The sequence below is a fragment of the Flavobacterium sp. N502540 genome (assembly GCF_025947365.1).
In the GTDB taxonomy this organism is placed as follows: Bacteria; Bacteroidota; Bacteroidia; order Flavobacteriales; family Flavobacteriaceae; genus Flavobacterium.
This window is the reverse complement of sequence record NZ_CP110012.1, coordinates 5,072,446-5,087,017: the sequence shown is the minus strand read 5'-3', so window position 1 is coordinate 5,087,017 and position 14,572 is coordinate 5,072,446. Positions and strand designations below refer to the sequence as shown.

Here is a 14,572-nt window from a genome sequence, read left to right as displayed (position 1 = left end):
AAATGAAGAATGTTATTAGTTTTTTTCTGCTTTTTATAAATATATCGGTATTTGCTCAGATAAAAATTACCGGAACGGTAAATAAAAAAGATAATACTCCTATTGCGTTGGCCGAGGTTATCCTAGTTTCTAAAGATTCAATAGCTGTTAAAAGTGAGCTCACAGAAAACGATGGAAGTTTTACTATACTGGCAGAACAAGGTTTATACAAATTAGAAATTAAGGAGGGAAAAACAATATTATTTACCAAAGTGATTGAAGTAAATACCAATTTGGATTTAGGAAAAATAATCGTTGCAAGCGTAAACGAACTGGAAAATGTAACAATCGTAGCCAAAAAAAAGTTGATAGAAAGAAAAGTTGATCGATTAATTTTTAATGTAGAGAATTCGATTAGTGCTGCAGGAGGAGATGCTTTCGAGACGCTTAAAATTACTCCGGGTGTCAGAGTACAAGAAGATAATGTGGCGATAATTGGGAAAAGTAATTTAATTGTAATGGTCGATGACAAAGTACTAACACTGTCAGGAGAGGATCTGACTAATTTTCTGAAATCGATACCTTCTGATAATATCAAAAATATCGAAGTTATTACCAATCCACCTTCCAAATACGAAGCGGCCGGAAACAGCGGATTGGTGAATATTGTATTAAAAAAGGCAAAAAAGAATTCCTGGAATGGTTTAATCGGAGCGTCTTATCTTCAAAGGGTTTATAGTGAAGGTGCAACGATGGGAAGTTTTAATTATAACAAAGATAAATTAAGTGTTTCAGCATCGATTAATTATAAAAACGGAGGGCAATACATACAACGTGATGAATATGTTTATTTTCCAGACGAAATTTTGCATACTAATTCTCCAATAAAAGTAAAATATGCAGCGCTAAATGCAAAATTAGACATTGAATATCAGCTTTCTTCCAACTGGAAAATAGGCGGACAATACATGACTAATAATAATAAACCCGTGGGAACAGATAGCCCATCAACAATAATTTATAATAATGTAACTAGTGAGGCGGTACAAAGTTTGAACTCAGATGGAAGAACTGTCAGATACCCAGGTATCAGATCTTTTAATTTTTATAATGAATTCAAATTAGATTCATTAGGAAAAAAGATTAGTCTGAACTTTGATTATTTTAATTATGATAATGAAGATACCAGAAGGTTTGGCGGTATTTCAGTAATTGAAAATCCTTATAAAAAACAATATTTCTCCGGTATAAATGTTAACAATCTGGATATTACTAATTTGTCAGCCAAATTAGATGTAGACTTTCCAACAAAATTTGCTGTGTTGAATTTTGGAGGTAAAATTTCAAATTCAAAAGCAAACAATGATATTCTGAATTTTAATAGTGGATTGGTGAATAATCCAGTTACACAGATGCCTTTGACTCAGAATAATTTTGATTATACTGAAAATGTACAGGCAGTTTATATTTCAGGAGTTAAAAAGATAAATGATAAGTGGGAATCCCAGTTAGGAGTAAGGGTCGAGGCCACGCAAACAGAATCATTTACTTTAAGTTTGAATCAATTGGTAAAAAAGGACTATATAAAAATTTTCCCTACCGCATATTTGTCCTATACACCTAACGATGACTCTAAATTTAATCTTAGCTATAGTCGAAGAATCGACAGACCACAATACAGTGATTTAAATCCTAATATTTGGTATACTAATATTTTTCAAACAATGCAGGGGAATCCATTTCTTCAGCCTGCTTTTATTGATAATGCTGAGTTTACCTACACGTATAAAAATTTGGAAAACAAGTTTTACTTCAGTTATGAAGATAATATGTATTATCCAATTTCAATACCAGATTCAGATGGAAATATTATCAGATCTACAATCCTGAATTATATTTCTACTTCAAGGTATGGTATATCAGAGAACTATGTATTTGATAAAATCAAATTTTGGACAAGTAGCAACTCTGTTGATGTCAATTATTCTATTTCTAAATCAAGTTTAGACTTAACCCGACCTGAGCAAAAAGGTTTTAACTCAAGAATATCTACGAGCAATGATTTTACTTTAAATTCAAGTAAAACGATACTTTTTAATGTAAGCTATTGGTATAGTTTTCCTGGAATCGATGGTGTTTACAATAATAAAGCAACAAACTCATTATCACTGGCGATCCAATACCTTTTATTGAATAAAGATCTAAAAATATCTTTAAGAGGAAATGATATTTTTAAAGGAGAAGTTCAAAGAGGGAATTTAACCGTTAACTCCATCTATCAGGAAAATAGATATTATTTTGACAGACAGTCCTTTCAGCTTTCGTTGTCTTATAAATTTGGTAATAAGAAAATTAGAGGCATTCAGAGAGAGACAGGAAATGGAGACGAAAAAGGCAGAACAGGTAACTAATGTATCCGGATAAAAAAATGAAATTACTATTAAAAAAACTAAAACAGGTTAATATTAAAATTAACTTGTTAGATAACGGAAACATTGACATTCAGTGCCCTAAAGGGGTAATGACGGAAGAATTACTTAATGAGATTAAATCACATAAAGAGGAATTAATAGAATTTTTAACCTTAAATAAAAAAAATGTAAAACAGGTATTTATCCCTAAAGCATCTGAGAATACAGACTATGTTTTGTCTTCGTCACAGCGTAGATTATGGTTATTGAGCCAGCTTGAAGGAGGAAATACCGCTTACAATATGCCAAGTGTTTTTCACTTGGAAGGGAATTTAGATGTTATTTCTTTAGAAAAGGCATTCAATCATCTTATTGAACGACATGAATCTTTAAGAACTGTTTTTAAAGAAACAGAATTAGGAGAGCTTAGACAGATCATTTTGGAATTGGAAGAAAGTAAATTTCAATTGCAATATGTAGATTTAAGTGAAAAGCCGATTAGTGAGTCAGCTATTAAAGATCTTGTTCAGAAAGAACTGGATTACTCATTTGATTTGTCTTTTGATTCTTTGCTAAGAGCTAAATTATTGAAGATTTCTCAAAATTCGTATGTGTTTATTTGCATGATGCATCATATTATTAGTGATGGATGGTCTTCTGAAATCATGTCAAAAGAGTTATTTACTTTATATGAAGCATATGTAAACCAAAAATCCAGCCCTCTCTCAGAGTTGAGATTACAATATAAGGATTACGCTGTATGGCAGCAGAGTCAGTTGAAAGGTGCAGATATTGAATTAGATAAGACCTATTGGCTGCAACAGTTTCAGGAGGAAATACCAAATTTAGATTTGCCGACACGTCAAACCAGACCAGCAATTAAAACTTATAACGGAAAAGCGATTCAAAAAAAGTACGATAAAAGTGCTCTCAAAAAATTTACTGCTTTGTGCCAGTCTCAGGATTGTACATCATTTATGGGGTTTGTAGCTTTAACGAAATTGTTACTGTACCGTTATACGAATCAAAACGATATCGTAATAGGCAGCCCTGTTGCAGGACGTGAAAATTTTGATTTACAAGATCAGATTGGTTTTTATGTCAACACTTTAGCCTTGAGAACTCAGTTTAGGAAAACGGACAGCTTTAAGGAATTATTATCAAACATAAAGGAGGTTACTCTTGGAGCTTACGAGCACCAAAGTTTTCCATTTGATGAATTAGTTGAGATTTTACCGCTTAAACGAGATTTAAGCCGTAACCCTCTGTTTGATGTTATGGTAAGATCTCATGAAGAAAGCTTACTTCAGAATGAAACTCAGAGATTAGCTGAAATCGAGATTAAAAATTATAAGTCGGGAGAAGTAAATTTTAGCAAGTTTGATCTCGAATTTATTTTTAATGAAGCGGAAGAAGGTTTAGTAGTAACAATAATATTCAACAATGATATTTATTCTCAGGAATTTGGAAATCAGATACTAAATCATCTCGAAGTTTTACTTAACAACGTAGTTTTAAATCCGGAAATAGCTATTGACAGAGTAGATTATCTTGACAAAACCGAGAAAAAACGCCTGTTGAATGATTTCAATACTGTAGATTTTAATTTTTCTACAGATAAAACAGTCATAGATTTATTTGAAGAACAAGTAAAAGCTACTCCTGATAACTTTGCGGTAATTTTTGAAGATTCTAAACTTACCTACAAAGAACTTGAGGAGCAATCCAATCAGTTTGCAGCCTATTTATTAGAAAGCTATGGGATTAAACCAGATGATTTAGTTGGAATAAAACTGGAGAAAAGCGAAAAATTAATTGTTGCAATTCTGGGCGTATTGAAATCGGGCGGTGCTTATGTACCAATTGATCCGCATTATCCTGAAAACAGAATTGAGTTCATAGAGAAAGACAGTAATTGTAAAGCAGTAATTGATCAGGATGAATTAGAGAAGTTTAATAAAAATAAAGAGAAATACGCTGTAGAAAAAAATGATGTAACGATTGACGTTCACAGCTTAGTCTATCTAATTTATACTTCCGGTTCAACAGGTACACCAAAAGGGATTATGATGGAGCATAAAAGTATGCTTAATCTAATCAATTTTCATAACGAACAGTTTAAAAAAGAAAATGTCAAAAATGTACTGCAGTTTACCAGTATTAGTTTTGATGTTTCGTTTCAGGAAATTTTCACCACTTTATTAGGAGGAGCAACGCTGTTTCCAATAAGCGAAACAGTTAAAAAAGATTATGAGGATTTATCTTTTTTTATAAAAAGAAACCATATTGATACTGTCTTTTTGCCAACATCTTATTTTAGAATATTGATGGAAGTGAATTCCTTTTACTCTTTATTAGATTTAAATATAATTAAAAACATTATAGTTGCCGGAGAGCAGTTAAGTTTAAGTAAGGATGCTTTAAATAAAATTAGTAATTCTAATACCAAACTGCACAATCATTATGGGCCTGCAGAAACACACGTAGTAACAACAATTACATTGTTGGGAGATGATTTAGTTCATAATCCGTCAATAGGCTCTCCCATTTCCAATACACAAATTTATATCCTTGACGATTCGTTTCAGCCAGTAGGTTTAGGGATAAACGGTAAGCTTTATATTTCAGGATTTGGAGTTGCCAGAGGTTACCTGAACCGACCAGAACTGACAGAAGAAAAATTCATTCCAAATCCTTTTGTAGAAGGTACGATGATGTATGATACCGGAGATTTAGGCTGTTGGCTTCCAGACGGTAAAATAGAGTTTAAAGGCAGAAGAGACCATCAGGTTAAAATCCGTGGTTTTAGAGTAGAATTGGAAGAGATAGAAAATATTGCCCTGCAGTACTCAGAGGCCCTGGTTCAGTTTCTTGTAGAAGCTGTAGATACAGCTGCAGGGAAGGTGCTGGTGGCTTATTTTGTATCAGACACAGCAATTGATAAATCAAACTTAAGGAGCTATTTACAAAACCAGCTGCCGGACTATATGGTTCCCGGTTTTTATGTAAAGTTAGAAGCCTTACCACTCACCCCTAATGGCAAAATAGACCGTAAAGCCCTGCCAGTTGTAGCAGGTGAAGACCTTATAAAAAAAGAGTATATAGCACCGGTTGGCGATATCCAGGAAAAGCTAGCCTTGATATGGCAAGAGGTATTAGGAATTCAGGAAATAGGAGTTACAGATAACTTCTTTGAACTAGGCGGTCACAGTTTGATTGTAGGTCAGGTAATCAACCGTATCTATAAACAATTAAACAAATCAGTCACCTTTAAAACTTTTTTCAGCAGTCCAACAATAGAAACATTAAGTAAAGAACTTCAGGATCAGGTTTATCAGGCCATCAGCAAAGCCCCTGAAGCCCCTTCTTATCCTTTAACAGCAGCTCAGGGCAGAATATGGATATTAAGCCAGCTCGAAGGAGGTTCATTGGCTTATAATATGCCGGCCGCAGTTCGATTACATGGAGATGTTGATCTTCAAAAAATGAAAAAATGTTTTACGGCAATAATAGCCAGTCATGAAATTTTAAGAACCCGTTTTAAGACCAGTGAAGAAGGAGAAGTGCGTCAGCATATTGCATCGTCCGATCAGACCAATTTCGAGATAGCAGAAATTGATTTTAGTTTTGAAAAAAATCAGGATCAGGTTATAGCAGATTATCTCGAGCAGCTAAACAATGAACCTTTTGACTTAGAACATGGTCCCCTTATCAGAGCATCTTTGCTTAAAACAGCATCAGAGCACTATATCTTTTTCCTGTCCATGCATCATATCATTGGCGATGGCTGGTCTATAGAATTACTGCTTTCAGAAATTATAAAAAACTACAATGCCTTAAGAGCAGATCAAGCGATAAACCTGCCGGTTTTGAATATTCAGTACAAAGATTATGCAGTATGGCTTAACGCCGAAATACAGCAGGAGAAACACCGTGAATCCGAGAATTACTGGCTGGCGCAATTTGCAGGTGAGATACCGGTTTTGGATCTCCCTAGTTTTAATACACGTCCCTTACTTAAAACGTATAACGGGACAAGCCAGACGCATACATTTTCCAAAGCATTTTTAGAGCGATTAAAGACCTTCTCTAATGCTAAAGAAGCGACACTGTTTATGACTTTAATGGCAGGAATTAAGATATTATTGTACAGATATACAGGACAGAGCGATCTTATCATAGGAACACCGATCGCGGGGCGTGAGCATCCGGATTTAGAGAACCAGCTGGGATTGTATCTGAATATTTTAGCAGTACGCACACAATTTGATGACAGAAACAGCTTTGAAAACGTTGTAAATAAAGAAAAGAACATTCTTTTAGAAGCCTACGAACATCAGAATTATCCATTTGATGTATTAATCAGCAAATTGAATTTAAAACGTGATGCCGGTCGTTCGGCTTTATTCGATGTTTTAGTGGTGCTGCAAAATCAGGGGCAGTTAAAGAACCTGAATAACGATAAACTTAACGATCTGGAAGTAAGTCAATACGATCTTCACAGTAATACCTCTAAGTTTGATATCAGTTTTACTTTTGTAGAAACAGAAGGACTGGATCTGATTATTGAATACAATACAGATATTTATGATGCTTTTCTGATCACAAGAATGTTCTCCCATTTCGAGAATATTATGAGTCAGTCGATGGAACAGCCAGAAATATTTATTGAAGATCTTGATTATTTACTCCCATCAGAGAAAGAGCAGCTTCTGGTAGACTTCAATGATACAAAAGCAGATTATCCAAGAGACAAAACTATAATAGACCTATTCGAGAAACAGATTGAAGCCTCACCGGATAGCATTGCAGTAGTATTTGAAAAAACAAAACTTACCTACAGAGAACTGAATAAACAAGCCAATGAACTGGGACATTACTTACGAGAAATGTACAGTATCGAGGCAGATGATTTAGTAGGCGTTAAACTGGAGAGAAGCGAGAAAATGATCGTTGTTCTTTTAGGAATATTAAAATCAGGCGGAGCATACGTTCCTATTGATATTAATTATCCTGAACAAAGAATCAGTTATATCCAGGACAACAGCAATTGCAAAGCTGTAATTGATAGTGCTTTTCTGGAAAACTTTCTGGCAATCAGAGAAAGATTTTCAGATGAAAATCCAGTAAAAATCAATAAGCCATCCCATTTAGCCTATGTAATTTATACTTCAGGGACTACCGGAAATCCTAAAGGAGTAATGGTGGAGAACAGAAATGTGGTTAATTTTCTGTATGGGATGAACAGGTCTATCTGCCTGGGCGAAAAGGATCATCTCTTAGCGATAACTTCTATTTCATTTGATATATCAGTATTGGAGTTGTTTTGGACTTTAACAAATGGTATTCCGATAACAATAAAAGGGGATAATACATCAATTAATAATTTCAATTCCTTTTTAAAAGATCATTCTGAGGAGTTGGATTTTAGTTTGTTTTATTTTTCAAGCCAGGAAGCTTCAAATGATAATAAATATAAATTTTTAAAAGAATCGGCTGTTTATGCTGATAAAAATAATTTTTCGGCTGTATGGTTACCGGAAAGACACTTTCATGAATTTGGGGGTATATTTCCTAATCCATCGGTACTGGGAGCAGCGTTATCAACCATTACAGAAAATATTGAAATACGTTCTGGTAGTGTGGTGTTGCCTTTACATGATGTGGTAAGAGTAGCCGAAGAATGGTCTGTTGTAGACAATTTATCAGATGGAAGAGTGGCATTATCTATTGCATCGGGATGGCACGCTGATGATTTTGTTCTCAAGCCAGAGCATTTTAGAAACAGGCATGAGATAATGTATGGACAAATAGAAGAGTTAAAAACATTATGGCAAGGTAATTCGATTAGAAGGAAAAATGGTTTGGATCAGGAGATTGACTTTAAAATTTACCCAAAACCCATTAATCCTAAATTAAATATTTACATAACTTCAGGAGGAAACGCTGAAACCTTTAGAAGTGCCGGCAGAATAGGAGCTAATATATTAACGCATTTATTAGGTCAGGAAATAAATGATCTGAAGGAGAATATCAGGATCTATAAACAAGCATTAGCTGAAAATGGTTACGACACTGAAGAGGCTAAAATATCTTTGATGTTACACACCTATATAGGAAGTGATCTGGAAGACGTAAGAAATAAATCAAAGGAGCCATTTAAAGCTTATCTTAAATCAAGTGTAGGATTAATTCAAAAACTTGCGACAGATTTAAACAGAGATCTTACGAAAGTAAGCGATGAAGATTTAAATGATTTACTGGAACTTGCTTTTGAAAGATATTGGCAAAGTTCAGCTTTATTAGGCACAAAGGATTCTTGCAAAAAAATCTTATCTGAAATTTACTCAATTGGCGTTACAGAAATTGCTTGTCTGGTTGATTTTGGAATTGAAGATGAGACAGTCCTTAAAGGGCTGGAATATTTGTCTGAACTCAAAGATAGTTACAGGAAGGTTGAAAAACTCGATAATTCGACCGATAAACCAATTACTTCACTTCAAATAACACCTTCTTATCTGGATGCGTTATTGGAGGATTATAATTCGGATTTATTCTTAAAATCATTAGATAATATAATAGTAGGAGGTGAAAATTTTCCTAATGAACTATTAGAAAAACTTAGAGCACGTACCAAGTCTAAACTGTATAATATGTATGGTCCTACTGAAACCACGATTTGGTCGACTTCGTTAACTGTTGAGACAGATTCGATATTAAATATTGGAAAACCGATACAAAATACCCAAATCTATATTTTGGACGATCATAATAATCTGTGTCCGATAGGAGTAAAAGGATCCTTATTTATAGGAGGAGAAGGATTAACCAGAGGGTATTATAATGATGAAAAGCTAACATCTGACAAGTTTACTTTATCTAATAATTCTTTACAGGAGGATAAAACCATATACAAAACGGGAGATTTAGCCCGTTGGACAGCAGACGGTTCTATAGAGTATTTAGGCAGATCCGACAGTCAGGTTAAAATCAATGGATACAGAATCGAATTAGGTGAAATCGAAAGTATTCTGATGCAATATAAAGAAATAAGTAAAGCCGTAGTGATAGCAAGTAAAAACGAGACAGGCAATACAAATTTGGTAGCATATTATACAAGTAAGGCTGCTATTGATCAGAGTGAATTACGAGAGTTTATTAGGTATAAGCTGCCTCACTATATGGTTCCGGATCAATTTAGAGAGTTAAAAGACATTCCGTTAACTCCTAATGGTAAAATAGACAGAAAAGCGTTGCCCAATTTGAAAACACCGGTTGCTTTTGAAAGAGAATACATTCCTCCCGGAAATTTGAGAGAAAGTAAATTGATTGAAATCTGGAAAAATGTATTAGGAGTTGAAGATATTGGTATTAAAGATAATTTCTTTGATTTAGGAGGGAATTCTTTATTGATTATCAAAATGTTGAACGCTGTAAATATGGAGTTTAAAACAAATATATCGGTAATGGAAGGATTTAATTTACCTAATATTTCAGCAATTTCCGCACATATTAACTCCAATGTAAAAGGGAGTTCGTTAGAAGATAGTGAAGCAAATGAGAGTAAGGTAGAGGAACTTTACGGTATAATGGAAGAATCATATAATTTATTAAATTTTGAAGAAAATGAATAATAATAACTATTCGGGTTTTGAGGTAGCGGTTGTTGGGATGTCAATTAGAACATCCGGATCTTCAAATTGGAGAGAGTTTTGGCAAAATTTAATCTCATCAAAAGAATCATTACGTTTCTTAACAGATGAAGAGTTAATTGCAGCAGGAATGCATAAATCAATCACTAAAGATAAAAATTATGTTAACTGCACAACAGATATAAAAAATAAGGATTCTTTTGACTCGAAATTTTTTGGATACTCAAAAGATGAGGCAAAGATGATGTATCCCGGACATCGATTCTTTCATGAATGTGTTTGGGAAGCTCTGGAAGATGCAGGATATATTCCGGAAAACATGAAAGAAACTGTCGGAATTTATGCCGGTGCCGGTGAAGATATATTATGGAAATCTTTTGTAGCTCTCTCTGAAGAAAAGCAAAAAGTTAATGATTTTTATGTAAATACGATCAATAATAAAGATTATCTGGCGACCTTAATGTCTTACAAATTGGGTTTAAGAGGTCCTTCAATAGCGATCCACACTGCCTGTTCGACTTCATTGGTTGCTATTCATACTGCTTGTAAAGCATTAATTTTTGGTGAGACAAAAATTGCAATTGCAGGAGCTTCTTCACTAGGCAATAGCGCCAGTAAAGGTTATATTTATGAAGAAGGGTCAATTGTATCAAATGACGGTCATTGTAAGGCTTTTGATAAAGATTCTACCGGCACAGTAAATGGTGAAGGTACTGGTGTAGTGATTTTAAAGAGATTAAAAGATGCCATTGCTGATAAGGATAATATTTATGCAGTTATAAAAGGAAGTGCGGTAAATAACGATGGTAATAATAAGGTAGGATTTACTGCCCCAAGTATTGAGGGGCAAGTAGCCTGTATCAAAATGGCTCAAAAATTTTCAAAGGTAGAACCGGAAACGATTGGCTATGTAGAAGCACATGGTACAGGTACTAAATTAGGAGATTCTATTGAAGTAGAAGCATTGAATATTGCTTTTAATTATAATAAAGAAATGTCATGTCCTATCGGTTCCGTTAAAACAAATATCGGTCATCTGGATACAGCTTCAGGTGTGGCAGGATTTATTAAAACGGTTTTAAGTTTAAAGAATAAAAAAATTCCAGCCAGTTTACATTTTACGGAACCAAGTCCGAACATAAATTTTCAAGACGGTCCCTTTTATGTAAACAATAGTTTAAGCGAATGGAATAATAATTCGACGACACCTTTAAGAGCAGCTGTGAATTCTTTTGGTGTAGGTGGTACGAATGCTCATGTTATTCTTGAAGAAGCACCTCTAACAAATAGTTCTTTAGAAAAAGAGTACAAATTACTTACTTTATCTGCTAAGACTGAAACTTCTTTGAGAAAATACCTGGAAAATTTCTCTGCATTTCTGGGAGATCAGGAAAATTTGAATCTTTCAGATATGTGTTATACTTATCAAACCGGACGTCAAAATTTTGAAAATAGAATATCATTTTCATTTCAGGATAAAAATGAACTACAGCAAAAAATAAACGAAATAATTCTGGACGAGAATTTTATCACAAAAGTGAAAAACACTCCAAATGCCATTATTTTCCTGTTTCCTGGTCAGGGTTCTCAATATGTTAACATGGGGAAAGATTTATACAGCTCCAATTCCATGTTCAAAAAAAATATGGATAAAGGTTTTGAGCTCTTATATAAACTTACAAATAAGGATTTTAAATCAATACTATTTCCGGAAATTCAAGAGGAACAAAACAGTATAAATAATACCGCTTTAGCACAACCAATTCTTTTTCTTATTGAATATTCTTTAGCAAAATTATTAATAGAATATGGTATTGTGCCAAATTATATGGTTGGACATAGTATTGGAGAATATACGGCTGCCTGTATAAGTGGTCTCTTTTCTTTTGAGCAGGCATTACAGTTAGTTGTAAAGAGAGGTGCACTCATGGATAGTTTGCCATCAGGTTCAATGATTAGCGTGCCAATTGATGATGTTAAAGCTCAGAATTTTTGTGAAGAAGGAATTTCTTTAGCTGCCTTAAATGCACCTAATCAAGTAGTTTTTTCAGGAAATGACACCGCAATAGAAAAATTAACTTTAAGATTGACTAGCGAAGACATTCCTTATATTAAACTTCATACCTCACATGCTTTTCATTCAAGTGAGCAGGATTCTATACTCGAAGAATTTAAAAAAGAATTTAAAGATATCGAATTCAATACCATTGAAATCCCTTTTATTTCCTGTTTATCGGGTGAATTTATAACAAATGAAGAAGCTGCTTCGAGTGATTACTGGGCAAAACAATTAAGAAATACAGTCCAGTTTTCAAAAGGAATTAATACTATCTCAGCTTTTAAAAATAATGTTTATGTTGAAGTTGGAGCCGGAAGTTCTTTAAGCAGTCTGGTAAAACAGCATAAATCAGAAAAAAATAATAAGGTAGTAAATGCTTTAAGACCAATCAAAAGTATTGATAATGATGAAAGATACTTTTTAGACTTTTTAGGTTCACTTTGGTCACATGGGGTTAATATAAACTGGCAAAAGTTTTACAAAGAGGAAGACAGGTATCGAATTTCACTTCCTACCTATGCTTTTGATATTATAAAATACCCAGCAGAAATTGATCATACTAAGTTGTTAAACGGAACAAATACAATACTTCTAAATGAATTAGATGAAAGTTTTTATTTTCCTTCCTGGAAACGTTCTGTTTTAGGAGGTAATAATAACAGTGAAATTAAATCTTTTTTACTTTTTGTTGATGATTCAGAATACTCAGAAAAAATAGCAGAAGAATTAAAGAAATCGAATCATCATATAATTGAAGTATTTATTGGAAGCGCCTATATCAAGCATTCTTCTTCTAAATTTTCAGTTGACCCGTTTAATAGTCAGAATTTCAATCAGTTATTTCTTGATTTAGAAGCTGATGGATTGATTCTTTTTGATGTTGTTTATTTATGGAGCTTAGCTGCGGGGCCTGAGTTAGAACTAAGTCAAGATAATTGGTGTTTAAACCTGACTTATTTTTGCCCGTCAAGAATTATTAAGGCATGGAGTTACGGAACAGACAAAAAGTTTTTTATTCTATCTAATTTATTGCATAAAGCGATAGGGAATGAAAACATAAATTACGCTCATTCATTAGTATTGGGACTACTCAAAGTTATGCCCATGGAAAACAAGATAATAGGGACAAATATCGATATTGATTTAAGTGATGTCAATGATAAATTAATTCAGAACATTGCTTTAGAAATCACTAACAATACCTTATTATCCCAACGTATCGTTTCTTACAGATTAGGCCAAAGATGGGTTCCTGAATTCCAAAGATGTAATCAGGATTTAACAACTGAGGAAATTTCATCATTTAAAATAGGAGGGACCTATCTGATCACAGGAGGATTAGGAAAATTAGGGTTTTCAATATCAAAATATTTAATAAATAAGTATCAGGCTAACATTGTTTTAGCCGGTAGACGCGATCTTACTACAATTCTCGATTCTCAGGAATTAGACGCTAAAAACTATAATGAACTGGTAAGATTAAACAGCAATGTTAAATATTTGAGCGTTGACGTGTCTGACAGGGAATCAGTTGAAGAGACACTTTTAGCAAACAAAGAGTTGTTTGGTGAGATTAATGGAATCATCCACCTGGCAAAAGGAGATGATAATAATCTCGATTTTATAGAGAATGTTTCTATGGAGAAATCAATTAACATGCTGAAGTCTAAAGTTAATGGAATTGAAAATCTGCACGAATTTTTTATTGGTAATGATTTAGATTTTATTTGGATGCCCTCAAGTTTATCTGCTACACATGGTATTATGGGATTATCCGCATACATTTCGGCAAATATTTACTTGGAATATTTTGCTTACAGCAAATCAAATAAGTTTAAATGCGTTGAAATTCCTAAAATAATTTTTGAAAGTGATAATAGTTACGGACAAAATGTATTGACCGACCAGGAAGTAATTCAGGTACTTGAAAAAAGCTTAAACATAAAAAATGAGAATGTCCTATTTATATCTAAAGAAGATATCAATCTCGTTTTAAAAACAATCGAAAACATACAAATTTTAGATCTTGACCCTGTTCATAATCAAGCCAAGGTTAAAGTAGAACGTCCAGATTTGGAAACGGAATATCTGGCACCTAATACCGACATTGAAAGAAGATTGAAATTGATTTTTGAAGATTATTTTGAGATAGATGACGTAGGTATTAGAGATGACTTTTTTGACCTTGGCGGAGATTCTTTAAGAGCGATGGTTTTTCTGAAACAAATCAATAAAGAATTTAATGTTGAACTCTCTATAGTTGACTTTTTTGCAAATAAAAACATCCAGGGCATTTCAAGTTTAATAGATGAAAAAAAGTGGCTGACTGCCGAAATTGATTTAGAGAACGAAATGATCATATAAATCTGAATTTCAATATACTTAACGTTTTTAGGTTGACAATTTAATTAGGTTTTACTTTAAAGCCTTAGTTGTCAGTGTAATTACATTTTATAAAATTTATTAAATAA

3 protein-coding genes are annotated in these 14,572 nt (G+C 33.4%); all 3 read left to right on the top strand.

Annotated features, from left to right (window positions below; genetic code table 11):
- Nucleotides 1-2 precede the first annotated feature (2 nt).
- From OLM58_RS21105 to OLM58_RS21095, 3 genes are read left to right on the top strand one after another with little or no spacing between them, the layout of a single operon-like run.
- Complete coding sequence (locus OLM58_RS21105) at nt 3-2,390, top strand: outer membrane beta-barrel family protein (RefSeq protein WP_264530521.1); 2,388 nt, start codon at nt 3-5, stop codon at nt 2,388-2,390.
- Nucleotides 2,391-2,407: 17 nt separating this feature from the next.
- On the top strand, nt 2,408-10,024 hold the full coding sequence (locus tag OLM58_RS21100; RefSeq protein ID WP_264530520.1) for a non-ribosomal peptide synthetase: 7,617 nt from the start codon (nt 2,408-2,410) through the stop codon (nt 10,022-10,024).
- Nucleotides 10,017-14,465: a type I polyketide synthase gene (locus OLM58_RS21095; RefSeq protein ID WP_264530519.1), complete on the top strand. Its 4,449-nt coding sequence runs from the start codon at nt 10,017-10,019 to the stop codon at nt 14,463-14,465. Before OLM58_RS21100 ends, OLM58_RS21095 begins: the two co-directional genes overlap by 8 nt.
- Nucleotides 14,466-14,572: the final 107 nt, after the last annotated feature.

What these genes read in the sequence shown, in the direction of transcription:
- OLM58_RS21105 (WP_264530521.1), top strand. Translation starts at nt 3, where the DNA reads ATGAAGAATGTTATTAGTTTTTTTCTGCTTTTTATAAATATATCGGTA.
- OLM58_RS21100 (WP_264530520.1), top strand. Translation starts at nt 2,408, where the DNA reads ATGAAATTACTATTAAAAAAACTAAAACAGGTTAATATTAAAATTAAC.
- OLM58_RS21095 (WP_264530519.1), top strand. Translation starts at nt 10,017, where the DNA reads ATGAATAATAATAACTATTCGGGTTTTGAGGTAGCGGTTGTTGGGATG.